General features: G+C 66.5%; 22 protein-coding genes and 1 pseudogene. 8 read left to right on the top strand and 15 right to left on the bottom strand.

All coding sequences use genetic code 11. The features are described 5' to 3' along the window. Nucleotides 1-82 precede the first annotated feature (82 nt). Together ACWPN3_RS27435 and dgcA are read left to right on the top strand one after the other, a co-directional pair. On the top strand, nucleotides 83-1,129 hold the full coding sequence (locus ACWPN3_RS27435) for a PDC sensor domain-containing protein (RefSeq protein ID WP_492240143.1): 1,047 nt from the start codon (nucleotides 83-85) through the stop codon (nucleotides 1,127-1,129). Nucleotides 1,130-1,219: 90 nt separating this feature from the next. Beyond that, nucleotides 1,220-2,212 (top strand): N-acetyl-D-Glu racemase DgcA, encoded by a 993-nt coding sequence (gene dgcA / locus ACWPN3_RS27440; RefSeq protein ID WP_492240144.1) that lies wholly within the window; start codon nucleotides 1,220-1,222, stop codon nucleotides 2,210-2,212. 27 nt (nucleotides 2,213-2,239) lie between these two features. Here the strand turns inward: dgcA and ACWPN3_RS27445 are convergent, their stop codons facing one another. Continuing rightward, the gene (locus tag ACWPN3_RS27445; protein ID WP_492240145.1) at nucleotides 2,240-2,650 is read right to left on the bottom strand and encodes a 4a-hydroxytetrahydrobiopterin dehydratase; all 411 of its coding nucleotides are present in this window, start codon (nucleotides 2,648-2,650) and stop codon (nucleotides 2,240-2,242) included. A gap of 141 nt (nucleotides 2,651-2,791) precedes the next feature. Here ACWPN3_RS27445 and ACWPN3_RS27450 point away from each other — a divergent pair, with 141 nt between their 5' ends. Further along, nucleotides 2,792-3,397 (top strand): uracil-DNA glycosylase, encoded by a 606-nt coding sequence (locus ACWPN3_RS27450; protein WP_492240146.1) that lies wholly within the window; start codon nucleotides 2,792-2,794, stop codon nucleotides 3,395-3,397. Here ACWPN3_RS27450 and ACWPN3_RS27455 read toward each other — a convergent pair. Beyond that, the gene (locus ACWPN3_RS27455) at nucleotides 3,394-4,053 is read right to left on the bottom strand and encodes a class I SAM-dependent methyltransferase (RefSeq protein ID WP_492240147.1); all 660 of its coding nucleotides are present in this window, start codon (nucleotides 4,051-4,053) and stop codon (nucleotides 3,394-3,396) included. The two genes, ACWPN3_RS27450 and ACWPN3_RS27455, sit on opposite strands and share 4 nt — an antisense overlap. A 208-nt stretch (nucleotides 4,054-4,261) precedes the next feature. Here ACWPN3_RS27455 and ACWPN3_RS27460 point away from each other — a divergent pair, with 208 nt between their 5' ends. Further along, nucleotides 4,262-5,041, top strand: a complete 780-nt coding sequence (locus ACWPN3_RS27460) for a CHAP domain-containing protein (protein ID WP_492240148.1) — start codon at nucleotides 4,262-4,264, stop codon at nucleotides 5,039-5,041. A gap of 103 nt (nucleotides 5,042-5,144) precedes the next feature. Here the strand turns inward: ACWPN3_RS27460 and ubiA are convergent, their stop codons facing one another. Further along, the gene (gene ubiA, locus ACWPN3_RS27465; protein WP_492261852.1) at nucleotides 5,145-6,092 is read right to left on the bottom strand and encodes a 4-hydroxybenzoate octaprenyltransferase; all 948 of its coding nucleotides are present in this window, start codon (nucleotides 6,090-6,092) and stop codon (nucleotides 5,145-5,147) included. 232 nt (nucleotides 6,093-6,324) lie between these two features. Here ubiA and ACWPN3_RS27470 point away from each other — a divergent pair, with 232 nt between their 5' ends. From ACWPN3_RS27470 to ACWPN3_RS27480, 3 genes are all read left to right on the top strand, one after another. Continuing rightward, nucleotides 6,325-6,708: a response regulator gene (locus ACWPN3_RS27470; RefSeq protein ID WP_492261853.1), complete on the top strand. Its 384-nt coding sequence runs from the start codon at nucleotides 6,325-6,327 to the stop codon at nucleotides 6,706-6,708. A 176-nt stretch (nucleotides 6,709-6,884) separates the two neighbouring features. Then, the gene (locus tag ACWPN3_RS27475) at nucleotides 6,885-7,664 is read left to right on the top strand and encodes a 16S rRNA (uracil(1498)-N(3))-methyltransferase (RefSeq protein ID WP_492240151.1); all 780 of its coding nucleotides are present in this window, start codon (nucleotides 6,885-6,887) and stop codon (nucleotides 7,662-7,664) included. A gap of 48 nt (nucleotides 7,665-7,712) precedes the next feature. Further along, entirely contained in the window at nucleotides 7,713-9,077 is a 1,365-nt protein-coding gene (locus tag ACWPN3_RS27480; RefSeq protein ID WP_492240152.1) for a glutamate--cysteine ligase, read from the top strand. 140 nt (nucleotides 9,078-9,217) lie between these two features. Here the strand turns inward: ACWPN3_RS27480 and fdxB are convergent, their stop codons facing one another. The 6 genes from fdxB to nifE are packed head-to-tail and all read right to left on the bottom strand — an operon-like array spanning nucleotide 9,218 to nucleotide 13,505. Continuing rightward, entirely contained in the window at nucleotides 9,218-9,511 is a 294-nt protein-coding gene (gene fdxB / locus ACWPN3_RS27485; RefSeq protein WP_012973385.1) for a ferredoxin III, nif-specific, read from the bottom strand. A gap of 56 nt (nucleotides 9,512-9,567) precedes the next feature. Continuing rightward, complete coding sequence (locus ACWPN3_RS27490) at nucleotides 9,568-9,768, bottom strand: CCE_0567 family metalloprotein (RefSeq protein WP_455176626.1); 201 nt, start codon at nucleotides 9,766-9,768, stop codon at nucleotides 9,568-9,570. Between the two features lie 17 nt (nucleotides 9,769-9,785). After that, on the bottom strand, nucleotides 9,786-10,241 hold the full coding sequence (locus ACWPN3_RS27495) for a NifX-associated nitrogen fixation protein (protein WP_109450506.1): 456 nt from the start codon (nucleotides 10,239-10,241) through the stop codon (nucleotides 9,786-9,788). Between the two features lie 2 nt (nucleotides 10,242-10,243). Then, complete coding sequence (gene nifX / locus ACWPN3_RS27500; RefSeq protein WP_109450505.1) at nucleotides 10,244-10,642, bottom strand: nitrogen fixation protein NifX; 399 nt, start codon at nucleotides 10,640-10,642, stop codon at nucleotides 10,244-10,246. Nucleotides 10,643-10,680: 38 nt separating this feature from the next. Beyond that, nucleotides 10,681-12,081, bottom strand: a complete 1,401-nt coding sequence (gene nifN / locus ACWPN3_RS27505; RefSeq protein WP_492240153.1) for a nitrogenase iron-molybdenum cofactor biosynthesis protein NifN — start codon at nucleotides 12,079-12,081, stop codon at nucleotides 10,681-10,683. Nucleotides 12,082-12,086: 5 nt separating this feature from the next. Then, nucleotides 12,087-13,505, bottom strand: a complete 1,419-nt coding sequence (nifE, locus tag ACWPN3_RS27510; RefSeq protein WP_109450502.1) for a nitrogenase iron-molybdenum cofactor biosynthesis protein NifE — start codon at nucleotides 13,503-13,505, stop codon at nucleotides 12,087-12,089. A gap of 243 nt (nucleotides 13,506-13,748) precedes the next feature. Here nifE and ACWPN3_RS27515 point away from each other — a divergent pair, with 243 nt between their 5' ends. Next, nucleotides 13,749-14,276, top strand: coding sequence for a hypothetical protein (locus tag ACWPN3_RS27515; protein ID WP_109450500.1), 528 nt, complete (start codon nucleotides 13,749-13,751; stop codon nucleotides 14,274-14,276). A 39-nt stretch (nucleotides 14,277-14,315) separates the two neighbouring features. On the opposite strand, the gene ACWPN3_RS27520 is transcribed toward ACWPN3_RS27515, so the two are convergent. From ACWPN3_RS27520 to ACWPN3_RS27545, 6 genes and pseudogenes are all read right to left on the bottom strand, one after another. Continuing rightward, entirely contained in the window at nucleotides 14,316-15,284 is a 969-nt protein-coding gene (locus tag ACWPN3_RS27520; RefSeq protein WP_492261854.1) for a methyl-accepting chemotaxis protein, read from the bottom strand. Next, nucleotides 15,244-15,876 (bottom strand): annotated as a pseudogene (locus ACWPN3_RS27525) (PAS domain-containing protein); the annotation flags it as partial. The pseudogene ACWPN3_RS27525 and the gene ACWPN3_RS27520, both read right to left, overlap by 41 nt. A 385-nt stretch (nucleotides 15,877-16,261) precedes the next feature. Continuing rightward, nucleotides 16,262-17,821, bottom strand: a complete 1,560-nt coding sequence (gene nifK, locus ACWPN3_RS27530; RefSeq protein ID WP_109450496.1) for a nitrogenase molybdenum-iron protein subunit beta — start codon at nucleotides 17,819-17,821, stop codon at nucleotides 16,262-16,264. A gap of 31 nt (nucleotides 17,822-17,852) precedes the next feature. Further along, nucleotides 17,853-19,292 carry a nitrogenase molybdenum-iron protein alpha chain gene (nifD, locus tag ACWPN3_RS27535; protein ID WP_109450494.1) on the bottom strand — a complete coding sequence of 480 codons (1,440 nt, stop codon included), beginning with the start codon at nucleotides 19,290-19,292 and terminating at the stop codon, nucleotides 17,853-17,855. Nucleotides 19,293-19,476: 184 nt separating this feature from the next. After that, nucleotides 19,477-20,373 (bottom strand): nitrogenase iron protein, encoded by an 897-nt coding sequence (gene nifH, locus ACWPN3_RS27540; protein WP_063634031.1) that lies wholly within the window; start codon nucleotides 20,371-20,373, stop codon nucleotides 19,477-19,479. Between the two features lie 264 nt (nucleotides 20,374-20,637). Then, nucleotides 20,638-21,933, bottom strand: a complete 1,296-nt coding sequence (locus ACWPN3_RS27545; protein ID WP_492240155.1) for a hypothetical protein — start codon at nucleotides 21,931-21,933, stop codon at nucleotides 20,638-20,640. Between the last annotated feature and the right edge of the window lie 104 nt (nucleotides 21,934-22,037).

Here is a 22,037-nt window from a genome sequence, read left to right on the forward strand (position 1 = left end):
GCGGAATCCGGGGAGGTGGGCCGTTTGCGGAGCGCCGGTGACCGTTGGCACGGCTTTTGATTTGGAGACTGCAGGGACGGTCATGACGGGGGACAAGACGATGAGCATGGCGGGCACCGATCTGTTCGAGCTGTCGCGTGGCGTGCTGGATGTTGCGTCGAAGAAGGTGTCCTTGATCGAGGACATCACCCGGCGCACCAAGATGCTGGCCATGAACGCCCTGATCGAGGCGGCACGGGCTGGCGACGCCGGACGCGGCTTCGCCGTCGTCGCCAACGAGGTGTCGGAGATCTCGACCCAGGTCAACAGCATCACCAAGGAGCTGCGGTCGGAAATCGTCGCCCGCGTCGATCACCTGACCACCACCGGCAGCGCCATGGTGCAGGAGATGCACGGCAAGCGGCTGGCCGACCTGTCGCTCAACATGATCGAGATCATCGACCGCAACCTGTATGAGCGGTCCTGCGACGTTCGCTGGTGGGCGACCGACAGCGCGGTGGTCGATTGCGCCGCCGATCCGACGGAGGAGGCGCGCCGCCATGCCTCGCGCCGGCTGGGCGTGATCCTGGAATCCTACACCGTCTATCTCGACCTCTGGATCGCCGACCGCAACGGCACCGTCATCGCCAACGGCCGGCCCGACCGCTATCCCGGTGCGCGCGGCGCCAACGTGTCGGACGAGCCGTGGTTCCGCCAGGCGCTGGCCACCCGCAACGGCGGCGAGTTCACCGTCGGCGACGTCGCCCGCAACCGCAGCCTGGACGACCGCGTCGTCGCCACCTATGCCACCGCCATCCGGCGCGACGGCGAGGCGGACAGCGATGCCATCGGCGTGCTCGGCATCTTCTTCGACTGGGAGCCGCAGGCCGCCGCGGTGGTCGAGGGCGTGCGGCTGGAAGCCGGCGAGCGCGAGAAGTCGCGGTGCCTGCTGCTCGACGCCCGCCATCGCGTCATCGCGTCGTCCGACGGCCGCGGCATGCTGACCGAGACGGTGCCGCTGCGCCGCGCCGCCGGCACCATGGGCCATTACATCGACGACAAGAACCGTCTGGTCGGCTACGCCCTGACACCGGGTTACGAGACCTACAAGGGGCTGGGCTGGTACGGCGTCATCGTTCAGGAGCGCTGAAGCCGCCAGCCCTTGCGCGTCAAGCCTGTCGCCTTATGGAACGGGGCCGGGATACACTCCCGGCCCTGTTCCGTTTCGGGGTTGCAGAGCATGTCCGCCCAACAGCTGACCGTCCACCGGGAGAGTTTTCCCATCCGCGGCGCCTTCCGCATCTCGCGCGGGGCCAAGACTGAAGCCGCGGTGGTGGTGGCGCAGGTGACCGACGGTCCCCACCGCGGCCGCGGTGAATGCGTGCCTTACGCCCGCTATGGCGAAAGCGTCGACGGGGTCGCCGCCGCGCTGGAGGCGATGGCCGATGCCGTCGCCGGCGGCCTCGACCGCCGGTCGCTGGGCCGGCTGATGCCGCCGGGTGCCGCCCGCAACGCGCTGGATTGCGCGCTGTGGGACCTGGAGGCCAAGCGCAGCGGCGTGCCGGCCTGGACGCTCGCCGGGTTGTCCCGGCCGCCGGGGCCGCTCGTCACCTGCTACACGCTGAGCGTCGACGCGCCCGCCGCGATGGCCGCCGCGGCGCGGGAGCGGGCGCCACGGCATCCGCTGCTGAAGATGAAGCTGACGGGGGAGGGCGATCTCGACCGTGTCGCCGCCGTCCGCGCGGCCGCTCCCGCCGCCCGGCTGGTGGTCGACGCCAACGAGGGCTGGACGCTGGACCAACTGCATCGCTTCGCCCCGGTGCTCGCCGGGCTGGGCGTCGAGATGATCGAGCAGCCGCTGCCCGCCGGCCAGGACGAGGCGTTGCGCGGGGTCGATTGCCCGGTGCCGCTCGGTGCCGACGAATCCTGCCACGGGCTGGAGTCGCTGGAGCGCCTGCGCGGGCTCTACCGGGTGGTGAACGTCAAGCTGGACAAGACCGGCGGCCTGACCGAGGCGCTGGCGATGACCGCCGCCGCCCACGCCATGGGCTTCGAGGTGATGGTCGGCTGCATGGTGGCGACGTCGCTGGCGATGGCGCCGGCCATGCTGGTGGGGCAGGGGGCGCGCTATGTCGACCTCGACGGCCCGCTGCTGCTCGCCCGCGACCGCGAGCCGGGGCTGGTCTATGACGGCGCGGTGGTGCAGCCGCCGTCGGCGGAGCTGTGGGGGTAGGCCAAGGCCTTGCCCCACCTGTGCTTCTCACGCGCCCTGCACATAGGGCGGCGGCGGGGTTCCCACCGATGCCGGCACATAGGGCGCGTCGGCCAGCCCGTTCACCTTCGCCGCCATGACGAAGTCGTTCTCGTGCAGGCCCTTGATCTTGTGGGTCCAGAAGGCGACGGAGCAGTGGCCCCAGCCGTAATGGATCTCCGCATGGTGGCCTTCCGCCTCGCACAGGTCGCCCACCTGATTGGCGAAGGCCTGGGCCTGGACGAAGTCGGGGAAGCGGAAGTCGCGCTCGATGCGGTCGGGGCCTTCCTTCAGGACCCAGCCCGGCACCTGCACCAGATAGGACTCGGCCATCGTGCGGTCCATCGGCGGAATCCCGCCGCGGCAGGGTTCGCAGGTCTTCGCTGCCAGTTCCTGCGTCGTCGGCGCCTGTGGCGTCATCCCGGTCTCTCCCCTGTTGGTGGCCTTGACTGGTGGTCTGCGCTAGAAGCGTACCGCCTAGAAGCTTGGGTTCCGGGCGGTGCTTCGGCAAGTCCGGCACCCTGCCTTGAGTTCTCGCGATGCACTTTTGGAACCGATCCGATGACAGACCTGCGCACCGACATGCCCTTCGCCGACTACCAGTATCCGACCAAGCCGGTGGACGGGCCGCGGCTTGCCATCGTCGGCGAGGCGCCGGGGGCGGAGGAGGCGCGGCAGGGCACTCCCTTCGTCGGGCGCAGCGGCAAGCTGCTGGACGAATCGCTGGCCGCCGTCGGCATCGAACGGGCGGAATGTCTCGTCGCCAACGTCTTCCGCTACCAGCCGCCCGGCAACAAGGTGGGGCACTTCTTCTCCTCGCGCGCCCGTGCCCGCAAGGAGGGGCGGGAGATCGACGAGAGCTGGGGCGCCTTCGGCACGTCGGACCGGCTGCTGGCCGAGTTCGCCGGCGAGATCGAGCATCTGCGCGCCACCCTGGCCGACTATCGCCCGTCGGTGATCGTGGCGCTCGGCCGGACCCCCACCTGGGCGCTGACCGGGGAGAACGGCATCCTGCAGCTGCGCGGCACGGTGCTGCCCTGCCGCCTGCTGGAGGGGGTGGAGGTGGTGCCGACCTTCCACCCCAGCTACCTGCTGCGCGGCCAGTTGGTCGAGCAGCCGACCTTCCTGGCCGACCTGCGGCTGGCCGTGTCGCGTCTCAATCGCTAGGCGTCAGGCAACAGGCGCCAGATTGCGGTTTCGCGCGCTTCGCGGTCCTCCAGCTCCAGCGAGGTCGGAACGGTGTAGGTCGCCAGCTTCTCGACGCCGCTCGCCGGGAAATAGGCGCGGCCGGGATCGCCCAGCAGCACCAGCGTGCCGGTGGCGGCGACCTCGCGCAGCCATGCGGTGACCCGCTCGGCCATCGGCCGCTCGTAACAGACGTCGCCGGCCAGGACCACCTCGATGCCCGGCAGCGGCCGGCCGACCAGATCGGCGCTGACCGGCTTGACCTCCACCCGGTTGGCTTCGGCGTTCAGCGCGATGGCGGCCAGCGAGAAGCGGTCGATGTCGCAGGACTGCACCCGCGCCGCCCCCGCCTTCATCGCGGCGATGCCGACCAGCCCGGTGCCTGCGGCAAAATCGAGCACCGACCTGCCGGCAACCAGCTCCGGCCGGTCGAGCACCAGCCGCGCCACAGCCTGTCCCCCGGGCCAAGCGAAAGCCCAGTATGGCGGTGGCAAATTCGTGGCGGCCAAGGTCTCCTCGGTCGCCTGCCAGAGTGGAGTGACTTCGGTGGCAAGATGAAGCTGGATTTCCGGCAACAGCGGCGTGGTCGTCAGCGTCGTGTTATCGCGGACGAAATCTGGCGGAGATGCATTGTTCATACGAGGTTTCCCAAGGGGCTCCGCTGTTGGGAGGAAGGCTGGCGGTGGCTTATCAATGTTACATAATTCAAACGGTGTAGACACAGCTGCGAACCCGTGTTACCCGTTTCCACCAGGGGAAAACAGAGGGATTGGGGGAGTCATGCGGCAGAGGGGAACCGCCATCGGCCTTTCGTTTGCGGCTTTGATCGCGCTGAGCCCCCTTACCGTGTCGACGGCGGCCGCACAAGACGGCGATTGCGTTCGGACGGTCCGCTCCATCTCCGACTTCACCATACGCGGCGACGCCTGGACCTGGTGGGATCACGCCGCCGGCCAGTATGACCGCGAACACCGCCCCGCCATCGGCTCCGTCCTCGTCTTCAAGCGCACCGGCCACATGCGCCGCGGCCACGTCTCGCTGGTCAGCGCGGTGATCGACCGCCGCACCATCGAGGTCGATCACAGCTGGATCGACGGCGACGGGCTTCGCCGCGGCATGCGGGTGGTCGACGTGTCCCGCAACAACGACTGGTCCGCGGTCCGCGTCTGGCACGAGCCGACCGACCAGATGGGTCTGCGCGTCTACGCCGCCTACGGCTTCATCCTGCCGGAAGGCGAGTCCGACGCCCCGCGCGGCGGCCGGATGCTGGATGCCGGCGACCGCGGCATGGACCAGGGCTTCGCCAGCAGCCCGCGTGGCCGTGCCAAGGCCAACGGCCCGCGCATGATGGAAGCCTCCCTGCACCCGCAGAAGAACCTCAGCGTCTCGGTCCCCGGCCGCAAGCCGCAGAGCCTTGCCACGACCGCCGTCGCCTCCCAGACGCCGCAGAAGCCGCAGCGCATCGACGTCGCGGTGCTGCCGTCGCGCAAGCCGTCCGGTGCGCAGTCCGCCCCGGTCACGGTCGCCGAGCTTTCCGGTCCCGGCAGCCACCGCACCGTCGCTCCCGGCCGCAAGCCCGGCTCCGGCAACGCCGTCGCCCAGCTGGCCGACACCAGCGAACGCTGAGCGGTATAGATTCAGGTTTTCAGGAAGGGCGGGGCTTGGCTCCGCCCTTTTCGTTTGTGCGGAGGTTCGGGCATCGAAGCCGACACCCTCCCACAATGCCCGCTTAAATCTTCCCCGCCAGGATTGCCGCCAGCACCAGCCAGCCGAACCAGCGGTTGGACTTGAACTTGTCCAGGCAATCGCCCTGATCGTCCGGCCGCCAGGTCGCGACCTGCCAGGCCAGCTGCAGGGCCGCCAGCGACAGCACCGGCAGGAACAGCCCGCCCAGGCCCGCCAGACGCCCGGCGATGCCGATGCCGACATAGGTCAGGGTGTAGAAGCCATAAATCCAGATCTTGCTCTGGTCGCCCAGGCGCAGCGCGGTGGACTTCACGCCGATGCGGGCATCGTCCTCCTTGTCCTGATGGGCGTAGATGGTGTCATAGCCCAGCGTCCAGGCGACGCCCGTCACATAGAGCGCCAAGGCCGGCCAGCCGACGTCGTTCTGAACCGTGGCCCAGCCCATCAGGGCGCCCCAGTTGAAGGTCAGCCCCAGGAAAGCCTGCGGCCACCAGGTGATGCGCTTCATCAGCGGGTAGGTGAAGACCAGCAGCAGCGACAGCACCCCCAGCCCGATGGCCGTCGTGCCCAGCTGGACCAGGATCAGCAGCGACACCAGAAGCTGGGCGGCGAGGAAGGCCAGGGCCTGACGCACCGTCACCTGACCCGACGGGATCGGGCGGGAGCGGGTGCGCTCCACCATCGCGTCGAACTTGCGGTCGAGGATGTCGTTGACGGTGCAGCCGGCGCCGCGCATCAGCACCGCGCCGACGCCGAACAGCGCCATCAGCCCGAGCAGCGTCGGCCAGTCGCGGAAGGGCTGCGGCATGGCCAGCGCCACGCTCCACCAACAGGGGAACAGCAGCAACCATGTCCCGATGGGACGGTCGAGTCGCGCCAGTGTGACATAAGGGCGCACGCGGGGCGGGAGCTTCCGCGCGATCCAGCCGTCCTGGCGGATGTCGGTGAAGCCGAACTCGGGCAGAGTGGGGCCTGTGGAGGCAGTGGGCATGACGGCAGCGGTTCCGCTGTGCTATGAGGATGTCTGACCAGCCAATCAGGGCGGCAATCAGGGCGTGGATGACGGGGAAGGTATCGGGCTGGCCTCCGTGCGGCAAGCGCGGTGCGGCAAATCACCCGAGCCCAAGCCATGGAAAATTGCAGCCTGTGATCTTGCGCTCGTCAAAATCGTGCCAATACTGTTTCTTTGTCATAACCTCAGCGGCCTGCAATCGTAAATGGACATGAGCACAACACCGGACCGTTTCGCCGTCGTCATCGACGACGAGTCGATCATTCTGGCCGGGATGGAGATCATGCTGGACACCTGGGGCTATCAGGTGCTTGCCGCCGAGGATGTGGAAACCGTCCTGGCGAAGCTGCCCGGCTGCCCACTGCCCAACGTGATCCTGTCCGACTACCGGCTGCGCGACGGCTGGTCCGGCATCACCGCCGTGCGGGCGGTGCGGGAGGCCTGTGGCGTCACCGTGCCCGCGATAATCCTGACCGGCGACACCGGGGCCGAACTGATGGCCGCGGCCAAGGCGGACCAGATCCGCATCCTGCACAAGCCGGTTCAGCCCAACGACCTGCGCCGGCAGATCAACTCCCTGATCGCCGTCGGCTGACGCCGGCCTCCGGACCGGGTTCGGCACGTGGCGCCCCCGTCCGAAGCCTCGGTGCGTCTACCGTGAAGCGCATGAACCTTTGGCGCTGTATTTGAAGGGCTGCCTCGCGCGTCAAATCTCGTCCGGTTTCACGCGATCCGCTTTATAGTCTCCACCGCCCCGCGGAGACGAATGCCATGGCCGACCCGATCAAGACCCGCCTGTATGTCGACAGCCCGCTGGCCGAAGGCCAGTCGGTCGGGCTCGACCATGAGCGCGCCCATTTCCTGCGCCATGTCCTGCGGCTGGACCGCGGCGACTCCGTCGCGGTGTTCAACGGACGTGACGGCGAATGGCGGGCGGTCATCGACGGCTTCGGCAAGGGCTGGTGCTCGCTGACCGTGGCGGAGCAGCGGCGGGAGCAGGACACCACCCCGGACCTGTGGCTATTGTTCGCGCCGCTGAAGAAGGGCCGCATCGACTTCGTCGCGGAGAAGGCGACGGAGATGGGGGTGTCCCGCCTGTGGCCGGTCTTCACCCGGCGAACCGATCCCAACCGCGTCAACCTCGACCGGCTGCGCGCCAACGCGGTGGAGGCGGCCGAGCAGTGCGAGCGCCTCAGCGTGCCGGAGATGGGCGAGGCGGTGCCGCTGGACCGCGCGCTGGCCGGCTGGCCGGCCGACCGCAGGCTCTATCTGTGCGCGGAGGCCGGGTCCGCCCGTCCGGTGGCCGAGGTGCTGCGCGATGCGCCGCCCGGGCCGGCCGCCTTGCTGGTCGGGCCGGAGGGCGGCTTCGACCAGTCGGAACTTGACGAACTCGCCAAACTTCCCTTTGTTGTTCCGGTGGGATTGGGTCCGCGCATTCTGCGGGCCGACACGGCGGTGGTGGCGGCGTTGGCTTGCTGGCAGTCCTTGGCCGGGGATTGGACTGCCGGGGGAAGCGACCGGCGTCCGCCTTTCCGCGCGCCGATCCCATAACCGGCCGTCACCCGGCCGAACCTCCGTCCACTTCCCGCGAGAGACTTCATGTCCGCACCCCCGACAACGCGCGGCGAACCCATCACCGACCGCCGCCAGCTTGCGGCCTATCTCGAATCCGGCTGCAAGCCGGCACCCGACTGGCGCATCGGGACCGAGCACGAGAAATTCGCCTACCGCACCTCCGACCTGCGGCCGCTGCCCTATGACGGGCCGGACGGCATCCGCGAACTGCTGACCCGCATGACCCGCTTCGGCTGGCAGCCGGTGGAGGAGAAGGGCAACATCATCGCGTTGGTCCAGGACATGGCCAACATCACGCTGGAGCCCGGCGGGCAGGTCGAGCTGTCCGGCGCCCCGCTGGAGACCCTGCACCAGACCTGTGCCGAGGTGCACCGCCACCTGCGCCAGGTGAAGGAGGTCGGGAGCGAGCTGGGCATCGCCATGATGGGGCTGGGCTTCCAGCCGAAATGGACGCGCGACGACATCCCCTGGATGCCGAAGGGCCGCTACAAGATCATGCGCGACTACATGCCGAAGGTCGGCTCGCTCGGCCTCGACATGATGACGCGGACCTGCACCGTGCAGGTGAACCTCGACTTCGCCTCCGAAGCCGACATGGTGAAGAAGTTCCGCGTGTCGCTGGCCCTCCAGCCCATCGCCACCGCCCTGTTCGCCATGTCCCCCTTCACCGAGGGCAAGCCGAACGGCTTCCAGAGCTTCCGCAGCCACATCTGGACCGACACCGACGCCGACCGCACCGGCGACATTCCCTTCGTGTTCGAGGACGGCTTCGGTTTCGAGCGCTATGTCGACTATCTGCTCGACACGCCGATGTACTTCGTCTACCGCGACGGCACCTATATCGATGCGGCCGGCCAGTCCTTCCGCGATTTCATGGATGGCAAGCTGCCGGCGCTGCCGGGCGAGCTGCCGCTGATCACCGACTGGGCCGACCACACCACCACGGCCTTTCCGGAAGCGCGGCTGAAGAAGTATCTGGAGATGCGTGGCGCCGACGGCGGCCCGTGGCGCAGCCTGTGCGCCCTGCCGGCCCTGTGGGTGGGGCTGCTCTACGATCAGGTGGCGCTGGATGCCGCCTGGGATCTGGTGAAGGACTGGACGACGGCGGAGCGGGCGCATCTGCGTGCCGAGGTGCCGCGGTCCGGCCTGCGCACGACCTTCCGCACCGGGACGGTGCGGAACGTGGCGTTGGAGATGCTGGCGATTGCCCGCGACGGTCTGGCCCGCCGCGCCCGCAACGACAATTGGGGCGACGACGAGACCCACTTCCTCGACACGCTTCAGGTCGTCGCCGAGACCGGCCGCAGCCCCGCCGACGAGCTTCTTGAGAAGTTCAACGGGCCCTGGGGCGGCAGCGTCGATCCGGTGTTCAAGGAATACGCGTACTGAAAAGGGTGGGGGCCGGCGCCCGTGCGTCAGCCCCCGTTTTTAGAGCCTGTCTGATGCTTCAACGAGCACAGACAGGCTCTAAGTTTTTGGTTTTCCGTGTGATTCACGCTTCAAGCGCTTCCGCTTGAACCGATCACACTCTAGGCCGCCACCGGCGCATGGGTGATGCAGCTCTTCGAGCACACCTTGGAGCAGCTTTCGCAGCCGATGCAGTTGGCCGCTTCCTTGACCGTCATGATCTTCTTCTCGGCCTCGTCGTCGAAGGCGTCGACGATGTCGCCGTCCTCGGTCAGGCCGATCATGTCGAGCACGCCGCGCCCGCACACCTTGAAGCAGCGGCCGCAGCCGATGCACTGCTTCTGGTCGATGGATTGGACGAATTTCGGGGTCCAGCTTTGACCACCGCGGGTGGTGCCGGTCAGGAACTCAGCCATGGGAATGCTCCTCTCGGGAAAGGGTGCGCCTAAGCTCTTCTTTGGGAATGGTGGGGTTACGCCGTCTCCAGCGCCTTCAGCGCCGCCCGCTTCTCGGTCAGGGTCTTGAACGCGTCATAGGTTTCCTGCGCCACCGTCAGGATGGATTGCCAATTCTGCGGAAGCTCTTCCGACAAATCGTGAAGGTCCATCTTCTTCTGGGTGGCGCGGGCGTTCAGCTTCTTGATCTCGTCCTTCAGGGCGTCGATCTCGCTCATGGTCGCAGCTCCGTGGTTCAGAGGTTCGCGACATCGGGATATTCCCGGATCAGCGCCACGGCGTCCTCGACCAGCCTGGCGCCGTCGGCGGCGAGCTTTTCGATGCTGGGGAAGCCGAAGCGGTGGACGTCGCGCAGGGACTTCGACACCACCACCAGCCGCCCGGTGGTGAGGATCATGCGGCCGAAGCCCTCATGGCTCATCTTCATCATCGGCGAGGCCATCAGGCCGGTCTGCTTCTCCACCATCAGCCCGACCGCCTTGTAGAACAGCTCCAGTCGCCACAGCGTGTCCGGGTCGGGATCGCCGATGATCGGGATGGCGGCCCGCGCCTCCTTGTCGAGCACGAAGGGGGCGAGCAGAGCCTCGTCGGGCTTGCCTTCCCAGGCGCCATAGCTGTCCTCGGCACGGAACAGCAGGACCAGCGTCTTCACGAACTGGTCGGCGACGGACAATTCAGCCACATCAGCCATACTCAGACCTCCTCCTCGTCGAAATGGAATTCGGGCGTTTCGCCCATCGCCTTGCGCAGCCAGGGCGGCGGATTGCCGTTCAGCGTCTGGACCAGCTTGTCGAGCAGGGCCGGGATTGTGTCGGTGGCCTCGACCTTCACCGGATGGATCTTCTTCGCCACCACGCGGGCGGCGGCCGATGCGCCGATGGCCGACAGATAGAGGATGGCGACGTCGGCCAGCGCCTCCAGCTTGGGCACCAGCTTGTCCTCGTTGCCGTCCTCGAACATCGAACCGCCGAACTGGAATGTCTCCAGAAAGGCATGGCCCTGGCGGTCGACCTGGTAGACGGCGATGTTCTTGGCCCAGCCGAAATGCGCATCGACGTGCTGCATGTCCTGGGTGCAGAAAGCGACCTTCATCGATCCTCCTTTGGTCGGACGTGGGTCCTGCACCACGCTCAGACGGCGTTGCATCCGCATGATCCGCCTCCGCAGCCGTGGGATTCCCCGTGGTTGTCGTGCCCGTGCCGGTCCTGCCCGTGGGCATGGCTCTCGTGGTCCATCTCGCGGGAGAGGAACAGGTTGCCGATCTCGCACAGCAGCTCCCGCGTGCCGCGGTAGCCGACCTGCACCCGCAGACCGGCCCCCAGCCGGTCGAACAGCGGCAGGCCCATGCGGTGCAGCGGCACGCCGATCCGCGCCGCCCCCTGCCGCCCGTGCGAGTTGGAGACGATCAGGTCGGCATCGCGGGCCAGCGTCTCGACATCGGAATGGTCGCCGACCATGATGGTGGCGGCCTTCAGCCGCTCCAGCACCGGGCTCTGCGTCGGCGACACCGCGGCGATCACCTCGGCCCCCATGTCGGCGAGGAAGCCGGTGACGGCATAGAGCAGGTCGGGCTCCAGCGCGACGGCGATGCGCTTGCGGCTGTAGAAGAAATGCCCGTCCAGCATGGCATCGACGAGGCTTTCGCGCTGGCGCCGCAGCCGGGCGGGCGCCGGCTTGCCCGACAGCTCCGTCAGCAGCCGGACCAGCTTGTCCGTCGCCTCCAGCCCGGTCAGGCGGTTGAAGAAATGGCTGGGCACGTCGGTCTTCAGCTCCAGCGCGTTGCCGGCCACCCGCATATGCTCGCCGACCACGATGGTGATGGCCGAAGCGCCCATGGCGCGGATCTGATCGACCGTCACGCCGCCCAGCGAGGTGGCGGTGAAGTCGGACGGCTGGCGGCCGGCCATCGACAGCGACAGGTCGGGCAGGAAGATCGGCGACAGGCCGAAGCCCTCGATGATGTCGCGCAGTTCCTCGACGTCGCCGGGCGACAGGTGGCAGCCGGCCAGCACGTTGACCTGGGTCGGGATGCGCACCGGCGACGGTTCGACCAGCCGCTCGACGATGGCGGTGACCGCGGCGGCGAAGCCGTCCTCGAAGCCGCCGGCGAAGTCCGGGGTGTTGGCGAAGACCAGCGCCGTGTCGGCCATGTCGGGGTTGCGCTGGCGGAACAGCGTGTATTGCCCGCCCATGTCCTCGCCCTTGGTCTCGGTGACGCCGGTGGTGGCGACGCCGATCATGGCGGGATCGTTGCGCTCGACGATGGTGCGGATCGCCTGTTCCAGATTGTCGTAGCCGCCGAGAATGGTGGCGACCTGATCCATCGCCGTGGTCTGCAGCGGGATCGCCTCACGGAAATGGCGCACCAGCAGCACCAGCCCGAAGGCGGTGCAGCCCTGCGAGCCATGGAACAGCGGCAGGCAGCGGTCGACGCCGAGATAGGCCAGCGCCGCGCCCAGCGGCTGGCTCATCTTCAGCGGGTTGGTCGACGCGGCCTTGGCGGCGGAGGGGAAGCGCTGGATGTGGGACATCGCCGTCACTCCGCCGCCATCGAGGAAGCCAGAAGGGCGGAGGACGGGCCCGACTCCCACGGTGCCGGCTGGCGGACCTGACGCCAGATCGGGTTGGACAGCGTCTTGTCGATCTCCTCGCAGAGATTGACGATGCCGTCATAACCGGCATAGGCGTGGTGGCGCTCCTGGTTGATGTCGAGCCAGGGAACCTTGGCCTTCAAGGAGATGAACTGCGACCGGCCGCCGGACATCATGATGTCGGCCCGGTTGTCGGCCAGCATCTTGTAGATGTCGCGCGGCTTCAGATCGTCCCACTGGTGGAACTCCTCGCCCTTCATCTTCTTGATGCGCTCCTTGTCCTCCCTGGTCGATTTCTTGGTGGAGGTGCCGAGGATGGTAAGCCCCGCGCCCTCCAGCGCGCTGACCATCGACCAGCTCTTGACCCCGCCGGTGAAGAGCAGGACGCGCTTGCCGTCGAAACGCGGCTTGTAGGGTTCCAGCCGGCGCCAGACCCGGCTTTCCTCCCGCGCGATCACGCCCTCGGCGCGGTCGATCAGGCTCTTGTCGGCGCCGCGCTCCACCAGCATCCGGGTCATGGTGCGCAGCGTGTCCGACATGTCGGAGACGCCGTAGAAGGAGCCCTCGAAATAGGGGATGCCGTAGCGCTCCTCCATCTTGCGGCCGACATTCACCAGCGCTTGGCTGCACACCATCATGGTGACGCGGGCGCGGTGGGCCTGGGCCACCTCCCGGTAGCGGCCGTCGCCGGAGATGCAGGACAAGAGGCGGATGCCGATCTCGTCCAGCAGCGGCTTGACCAGCCACAGCTCGCCGGCGAGGTTGTATTCGCCGATGATGCAGACATCGGTGGGCGTGGTGTATTCGGGCTCGACCGTGCCGATGACGTGGTCGAGCAGGGCTTCGCCGGCCAGCTTGTTGCCGAGATTCTTCGATCCGACGAAGCCGGGGGCATCGACCGGGATCACCGGCTTGCCCAGCTTCTGCGCGGCGAACTTGCAGACCGCAGCGATGTCGTCGCCGGTCATCGCGGGCACGCAGGTCTGATAGACGAAGACGGCCGGCGGGTCGTATTGCTGAACGATTTCCTTGATGGCGCGGTAGAGCTTCTTCTCGCCGCCGCCGATGACGTCCAGTTCCGACAGATCGGTGGTGAAGCCGGTGCGGTAGAGCTGCGAGCCCGAGGATTTGGAGCCGCGGTTGTCCCAGCTGTTGCCGAGGCAGGCGATGGGGCCATGGACCAGATGGGCGGCGTCGGCGATCGGCTGGAGCACGATCATCGCCCCGTCATAGGCGCAGCCGCCGGCCGCCGCCCCTGGTTTCAGCGACTTGGTGCAGCCCTTCTTCTTCTCCTTGGCCGACTTGGTCTGGTTGGTCGCGCAGCCCGGTTCGTTGAAGACATCCTGGATCTTGTCCTGGAGCATGCCCGCTCTCCCATCCTGGCGCCGGAAATGGCTCTGCATCGGCGTGATGCAGGGGGCGTGCCAGTGGGTAAGTCGTTGGCGAAAAACGATTGTCTGGTTTTCCAACCCTGTCCGATAGCTGACAATCGGCGGCTCCGCCCAGGGGGCTTGTCGGGTGTCGCACATGTCGCGCAGGGGATGGGCCGCGCAGGGGGCGGGGAGGGCCGGCCGTATCAGGACGGCTCGAACGGGTGGAAAGCAACAATGCAACGGTACGGCAGGCGCTGGCGATATGCGGCCGCGATGGTGGCGGTGCTGGCGGCAGTCCCCGCCGCGGCGGCACAGGACGGCGCGGTGATCCGGCTGGCCCAGGAACCGGGGGGTGAGATCGGTGTCGCGTGCCGGTTCCTCGACCTCGACCAACGCCCGGTTCCACCGGAGGCCGGGATGCTGTGCGATGCCGCCGCCGATCTCGTCGCCCGGAAAGCCGGCGGTTACGGCAAGGCGGTGGTTCGCCTCGGCCTGCGCGCGGTAATGCCCGATGCCGAACCTGCCGAGACGCCGCTTGCGGTCGATGGCCCGGTCCTGCTGGTCGTCCTCGAAGGCCGCCAGGACTGGAGCGGCGGTGCCCGCCCCCGTCTGCTGCTGCGCGCCCGTCCGGTCCGCGACGGCATGGCCGCCCCGTCGGTCGGATTCCCGCCGGCTTCGATCGAGCTGGGCGGCGAGGGCTGGCAGGCGGCGGCCGACCGTGCACTGGAACGGGTGGTCGGCTTCGCGATTCGCGGCGGTTGAGGCGAAATGGCTGGCCAGCCCGCCAGCCCGCCAGCCCGATCAGCGGGCGAGCACTTGCGCCGCCTCCTTGGTCGAGGCGATGGCGGTTCCGACCTGAGCGAAGGCGGTGGAGATTGAGGTGATGTTCCGGTCCACCACCGCCACCGAGGTCGATGCTCCCTGCATGTTTACGGAGATGCTCGCGGTGACGGTGGTCTGCTCCTCGACGGCGCCGGCGGACATGACGACGAATTCGCGCAGATTGTTCATGGCTATGCGAATTGCCGACAGGGAAGACACGACATCGCCGGAGACGGATCGCATTCCCTCGATTTCGCGGGAAATCTGGGCGGTCGCGTTAGCCGACTGGTTGGCCAGGTTCTTGACCTCGTTGGCAACCACGGCGAAGCCCCTGCCGGCCTCGCCCGCCCGCGCCGCCTCGATGGTCGCGTTCAGGGCCAGCATGTTGATCTGTCCGGCGATGGAACGGATCAGTTCGACGATGCCTCCCATCGCCTTTGCGACTTCCGAAAGTCGGGTGGCGGCCCGGTCGGCGTTGTTGGTCTCGCTCACCGCGACATCGGCCGCCTGCTGCGACCGGGACATGCCGTCGGCGATTTCGTGGGCGGACGCCGTCAGCTCCTCCGCGCCGGCCGCGATGGTCTGTACAGTCACCCGCGTCTGCGACGATGCGGCAGCGGCGGTATCGGCCTGCCGGTGGGCCGTGGTCATCGCCTGTTCGATCTCCGAGAAATTGGTGTCGATCAGGGACTTCAGGCGGCCCAGCATGCCGATCTGTTCGGTGATGTCCGTTGCGAACTTAACCACCTTGCACAGTCGGCCCATGTCGTCGAACACCGGGTTGTAGGACGCCTGAATCCAGACAGCCCGCCCGCCCTTGCCGATGCGCCGGTATTGGGCAGTTTCGAACTGTCCGCTGTTGAGCCTTTTCCAGAATTCGCGATAGGCGGGAGTCTTCGCGCTCCTGCGGATCGATGAACATGCTGTGATGGCGCCCGCGGACTTCATCCAGACTGTAGCCGAGAACGGTGAGGAAATTCTCGTTGGCGGTGATGACCGTGCCGTCGGGATTGAATTCGATCACCGCCTGCGACCGCGAAATCGCATCGATCTTGCCGCGCATGTCGGCGTTCGTCGCCTGCCGTTCGGTGACGTCGGTGGCGACTTTGATGATCTTGCAGGCACGGCCGGTGGCATCGAGAATGGGGTTGTAGGTGGCCTCGATCCAAATCTCGCGACCGTTCTTGGCGATGCGCCGGTACAACGCCCGCTGGAACTCGCCGCGTCTCAGCCGATCCCAAAACTCCTGATAGGCGGGACTGGCATGTTCGGCCGGGTCGATGAACATCCTGTGATGGCGTCCGACCACTTCGGGCAATGAATAGCCCATCACCGCCAGGAAATTGGGGTTGGCATTCAGGATCGTTCCATCCAGGGAAAACTCGATGATGGCAAGCGAGCGGTCCAAGGCGGACAGCAGGGCGTGGCTGTTTGAACCCTTGCCATAGATCGTCTGAATGAAGCCGAACATTTCCGCCCCCCTTCCTTGCGTTTGCGGTGCGCCACGATCGAAAGCCGACCGTAAATAATCGAAGCGCATGGAGCGGAATTAGGTCAATTAGTATTGGTCCTAAGGTGTGGTGAAAGCATGAATATAAGGGTGATTTTTGCTCAATATATGCAATTTTACCTATTTCTCCCCTATATATTTTAGTCTCTGCAAAATCCATCCGCTTTTTGAAGCCTGATCGTTCTGCGGACCGACCATAAATTACTTCAAGGCGGCAATATAATCTCCAGAAATAAAGACTGCTTCTCAGTCTCCCGTGTTCCTTCTCCCGACAAAAATACCCGGAGCGCGCCGTTGCCGACGCTCTCCGGGCTGGGGGAGGTTGCCGCCGGGCTGGGGGATGGAAATCCCGGCCCGACGGTTTGGCTGAACCGATGCCTGCAAATCGAAAGCTGAAGCGCCGGCGGCCTGCCGGTCAGCGGATCAGGTCGAACGAGTAGTCGGTCTGGCCGACGATGTTGGTGTTGGCGTCGATGTCCTCGAAGATCCGGTCCAGGATCCGCACCAGCACGTTCAGTGCGCCCTGGTAGCCCCAGGTCGGGTAGCGGTGGTGGTGGTGGCGGTCGAAGATCGGGTAGGTCAGGCGGATCAGCGGAACCTTGGTGTCGCGTTCCAGATACTTGCCGTAGCTGTTGCCGATGATGTAGTCCACCTTGTCGGTGAAGATCAGCGAGCGCAGGTGCCACAGATCCTTGCCGCCATGGGCCGCACCCGACTTGCCGAAGGGCGAGGCGTCCAGCACCTTCTGGACCTGCTTCTCCCACTTCTTGGAGCCGGAGGTCGACAGGATGTGCACCGGCTCCGCACCCAGCTCCAGCAGGAACTTGGTCATGCCCAGGCAGAAGTCCGGGTCGCCGTAGACCGCGAAGCGCTTGCCGTGCATGTGGGTGTGGCTGTCGGCGATGGCGTCGACCAGACGGCCGCGCTCCAGCTTCAGGCTGGCCGGGACCGGCTTGCCGGACAGTTCGGCGAGCTTCAGCAGCAGCTCGTCGGTGCCGGTGACGCCCATCGGGTAGTTGAACTTGGCGACTTCCTGGCCCTTCTCCTTGCAGAACTGCAGGGTCTGGGTCGTGTTGTACTCCTGCATGGAGATGGTGGCCTTGGCGTGCAGGGCCTCCTTGGTCTCCTCGATGGTGGTGCCGCCGTCATACATGCGGTACTCGCCATCCATCGGCGTGTCGAAATTGTCGGACACGTCGGACAGGATTTGCAGCTTCACGCCGAACTCGCCGGCGATGCGCTTCAGTTCGCGGTTGTTGCCGACCGCGAAGCCGTCGAAGCCCGGGATCAGGTTGATCTGCTCGGTCTTGGGCGTGTCGAAATTCTCCGACGTGCCCCAGAAGTTGGTCAGGATCCCCTTGATCATGTTGTCGTAGCCGACGATGTGGCTGCCGACGAAGGCCGGGGTGTGGGCGTAGGGGACCGGGAAGTCGGCCGGGACGCTTTCCTTGTTCTTCGCGTTGGCGATGAAGCCCTGCAGATCGTCGCCGATGACTTCGGCCATGCAGGTGGTCATCACCGCGATCATCTTCGGCTTGTAGAGCGCATAGGCGTTCGCCAAGCCGTCGATCATGTTGTTCAGGCCGCCGAACACCGCCGCGTCTTCCGTCATCGACGAGGAGACCGCGCTGTTGGGCTCCTTGAAGTGACGGGTCAAATGGGTGCGGTAATAGGCGACGCAGCCCTGGGAGCCGTGGACGAAGGGCAGGGTGCCCTCGAAGCCCTGGGCGGCGAACATCGCGCCGATCGGCTGGCAGGCCTTGGTCGGGTTGATGACGACCGCTTCACGGGCGAAGTTCTTCGCCTTGTAGTCCTCGGACTTCGTCCATTCGGACACGCGGGCGACTTCCTCGTCCGAATGGCCGTACTCGAACTCGGTCTTCTTCTTCTCGAACATCGCCGCATATTCGGGCTGCCGGAAGAGGGTGTAGTGGTCGAGGACCTTGTCGGCGCTCTGCGAAAGCTTGTCGGTCATTCTCAAATTCTCCTGTTCCAGAGGCCGATGGTCAGAACGGGGCCTTCATCACGCCCCAGACGGGGTTGTTGATGGCCAGGTCCATGTCGCGGGCGAAGATCGCGAAACCGTCATAGCCGTGGTACGGGCCGGAGTAGTCCCAGCTGTGCATCTGGCGGAACGGCAGGCCCATCTTCTGGAACACGTACTTTTCCTTGATGCCCGACGCGACGAGGTCGGGACGCATCGCCTCGACGAACTTCTCCAGTTCGAACGCGGTGACGTCGTCGTAGATCAGCGTGCCTTCCTTCACATAGTGCGGCGTGCGCTGATAGTCGTCGTTGTGGGCGAACTCGTAGCCGGTGCCGATGATCTCCATGCCCAGGTCATGGTAGGCATCGACGACGTGGCGGGGACGCAGGCCGCCGACGTAGATCATGACCTTCTTGCCGTCCAGCCGCGGCTTGTACTTGGCGATGACCGCATCGACCATCGGCTGGTAGCGGGCGATGACCTTCTCGGCGTTCTCCTTGATCTTGTCGTCGAAGAGTGCCGCGATCTTGCGCAGGGACTCGGCGATCTGGCTCGGGCCGAAGAAGTTGTATTCCATCCACGGAATGTTGAACTTCTCTTCCATGTGGCGCGCGATGTAGTTCATCGAGCGGTAGCAGTGGATCAGGTTGACCTTGGCCTTCGGCGTGTTCTCCAACTCGGCCATGGTGCCGTCGCCCGACCACTGGGCGATCACGCGCAGGCCGATCTCCTCCAGGAGGATGCGGGACGACCAGGCGTCGCCGCCGATGTTGTAGTCGCCGATGATGGTGACGTCATAGGGGGTGGAGACGAAGTCGGCCTTGGGTTCCGTCTTCTCGAACACCCAGTCGCGGATGGCGTCGTTGGCGATGTGGTGGCCCAGCGACTGGGACACGCCGCGGAAGCCTTCGCAGCGCACGGGGATGACCGGCTTGCCGATTTCCGCCGACTTGGCGCGGGCGACAGCCTCGATGTCGTCGCCGATCAGGCCGATCGGGCATTCCGACTGGATCGAGATGCCGTTCACCAGCGGGAACAGCTCGTTGATTTCCTCGATGACCTTGTGCAGCTTCTTGTCGCCGCCGAAGACGATGTCCTTCTCCTGGAAGTCGGAGGTGAAGTGCATCGTGCCCCAGCTGTCCACACCGGTGTCGCCGATGTAGTAGTTGCGGCGGCCGGACCAGGAGTAGTAGCCGCAGCCGACCGGACCGTGGGAGATGTGGATCATGTCCTTGATCGGACCCCACACCACGCCCTTGGAGCCGGCGTAGGCGCAGCCGCGGATGGTCATGACGCCGGGGATGGACTTGACGTTCGACTTGACGCCGCAGTCCTTGGCCTCGGCCTCCAGCACGTTCAGGTGCTTGGCGCGGCGCTTGCGGGATTTTTCGGGATAGGCTTCGAGGACTTCGTTGACGAGGTTCTTGACGTCGACCGTGGTGTTCTCGGACAGGCTCATAGCCGGCCTCCTGCTTGAATATTCGCGCCACTGCAGCGCGTGACCGAGCCCCTCCCTCCCACGCCGTCGCCCCTGGCTTTGCTGGGTCGGCGTTGTGCGGGGCTGGGGATGGGGCCAGTGTTCAGGCGGTCCCCCCTGCGCGGACGGCAGGGGGGCCGGTAGGCAACCGTCGCTACGCCTGGGGTCAGGCGCCGGCCTTCGCCGCTTCCTTGGCGGCCAGCTCGGCGAGCTGCTGCTCTTCGGTCTTCATGATGCCGAAGTCCATCAGCATCTCTTCCAGCTCTTCCATGGTGATCGGGGTCGGGATGCAACCCTGGCCCGAGTTCGCATGGATCTTGTTGGCGAGCGCGCGGTATTCGCCGGCCTGCTTGCTGTCCGGGGCATACTCGATGACCGTCATGCGGCGCAGCTCGGCGTGCTGGACGATGTTGTCGCGCGGCACGAAGTGGATCAGCTTGGAGCCCAGGCGCTTGGCCAGCGCGTCGGCCAGATCCCATTCCTTGTCCGTCTGGCGCTCGTTGCAGATCAGGCCGCCGAGACGGACGCCGCCGCTGTGCGCGTACTTCAGGATGCCCTTGGCGATGTTGTTGGCGGCGTAGAGCGCCATCATCTCGCCGGACATGACGATGTAGATTTCCTGGGCCTTGTTCTCGCGGATCGGCATGGCGAAGCCGCCGCACACCACGTCGCCCAGCACGTCGTAGGACACATAGTCCACGTCGTCGTAGGCGCCGTTCTCTTCCAGGAAGTTGATCGAGGTGATGACGCCGCGGCCGGCGCAGCCGACCCCCGGCTCCGGACCGCCGGACTCGACGCACTTGATGTTCTTGTAGCCGATCTTGAGCACGTCCTCGAGCTCCAGATCCTCGACCGAGCCGGCCTCGGCGGCCAGATGCAGGACGGTGTCCTGGGCCTTTGCGTGCAGGATCAGGCGGGTCGAGTCGGCCTTCGGGTCGCAGCCGACGATCAGGATCCTCTGATCCAGCTCGACCAGCGCGGCCAGCGTGTTCTGAGATGTGGTGGATTTGCCGATACCGCCCTTGCCGTAAAAGGCGATCTGACGCAGAGGCGCTTTGGCCATGTGGGTCGCTCCTGTGCTTGGGTCGTGGGACTGTGTTTCGATCCGGTGCGGCCGGTTCGTGGCCGCTTCGGATTTCATGGATTGCACGACCCGTGCCAGAGCTAAAAAAATCCAATAAGCTATTGATTTTATTATATAATTTTCTCAGGAAGCCTTTCCCTTTCCTTTGTCGTGGTCCCGACACACACGACAAAGCCCGACATTTTGTCGGGTCTTTGCGGCAGGGGAGCTTTGGAAGCGGGCGGGCCCGCCGATTCCTGCGCTTCAGCGCTCTTCGCCCAGCGCCTCGGCAGCGACGACGATGCGGAGCGCCAGCTCCTCCACCGCCTCGTCGCGGTTCATGTCATAGAGCAGCTGGGCGAGCAGACGGCCGCGCGCCAACAGCCGACGGGCGAGGGCGGGATCGGCGGGCTTGGCCAGCAGCGCCTCGACCAGACGCTCCCCAGTCAGGCGGGCCAGCGCGTCACAGCGGTCGACCAGCCGCTGCTTCAGCGTGTCCACGGCCGCCGGGCGGCCGGCGTGGGTCAGGTCGGCGCAGAAGTGATGCAGGCTGCGCAGTTGCCGCAGCAAGGCGGCGAACAGCAGGTCGTCCAGCTCGCCGCCGGCCGCGGCCTTGCCGACAAGATCGAACAATGTGTCGGAAAGGCGCCACGCCGCCGACAGCCAGTCGTTCATCGCCTTGCGGTCGGCCGGCTCGACGAAGGGGCCGGACTCCTCCTTCGTCTCCTCCTGGTCGTCCAGATTGCGCAGCGCGATGACGATCAGCCCGTCGGCCTGGGCCAGGGTGGCGAGGCTGGCATGGAGCGTCTTCAGCCCGCGGTCGGCGACAAATCCCTCGATCGCCTCGGTGGCGCGGCGCAGGGAATAGCGGGCCAGCCGTCGCGACTGATAGATGACGTCCTGCAAGGCGCTGGCACCCCCCAGCGCCTCCAGCGCCATCCGCCGCACCTCGAAGCGCAGCAGGGCGCGGGCCAGCCGGTCGATGCCGCCCACGTCGATGGGGCGGCTGTCCCTGGTCAGTGCGTCGGCGGTGGCGCGGGCATCGGTGCCGATGGCGGCGACGACGGCCTGGAGATGGCCCTTGCCGGCGCCGCGCATCCGGCCGACCAGCGCCCGCATCGCTTCGGCAAGGTCGACGGCGCCCGGCAGGCTGTCCTCATGGTCGGTGCGGCCGGCCACCAGCCGGTCGATCAGGTGGTCGCGCACCCCCGGCAACAACACGTCGGTGACGATCTGGCCGATGGGCCGCAGCAGCGCGTCGACCATCTGTCCCTGCGGCTTGCCGACCAATGCCGGCAGCGGGTTGACCGGCTTGGGCACCAGGCGCGGCCGGTGCGGCTCCAGGATTTCCAGCACCGTGTCGCCGCGCAGGGGGGTGATCGTGCCGCGGAGAAGCTGGGCCAGCCGCAGGGCGGTCCGGGCTTCCGCGACGCCGCGCGGCGGACCGCCGGCAGGCGTGACGGGGCTGGCAGAGGCGGGCGTCGCGGCAGGCGTCTGGGTGGGCAGCGGCGAAGTGCGCCGGCGCCGGCTATCGTCGTACTTGGTCGGCCAGAAGGCCATGCGGGTGCCGCCGGATCGTAAGCGTCGCTGTACAGAGTATGGGGACGGATCGTTCGGCTTCAAATGGACAATGTTGCGACATGCGGCGACACGCCTGTGCCGGT

This window comes from Azospirillum sp. UENF 111221, from assembly GCF_058780625.1.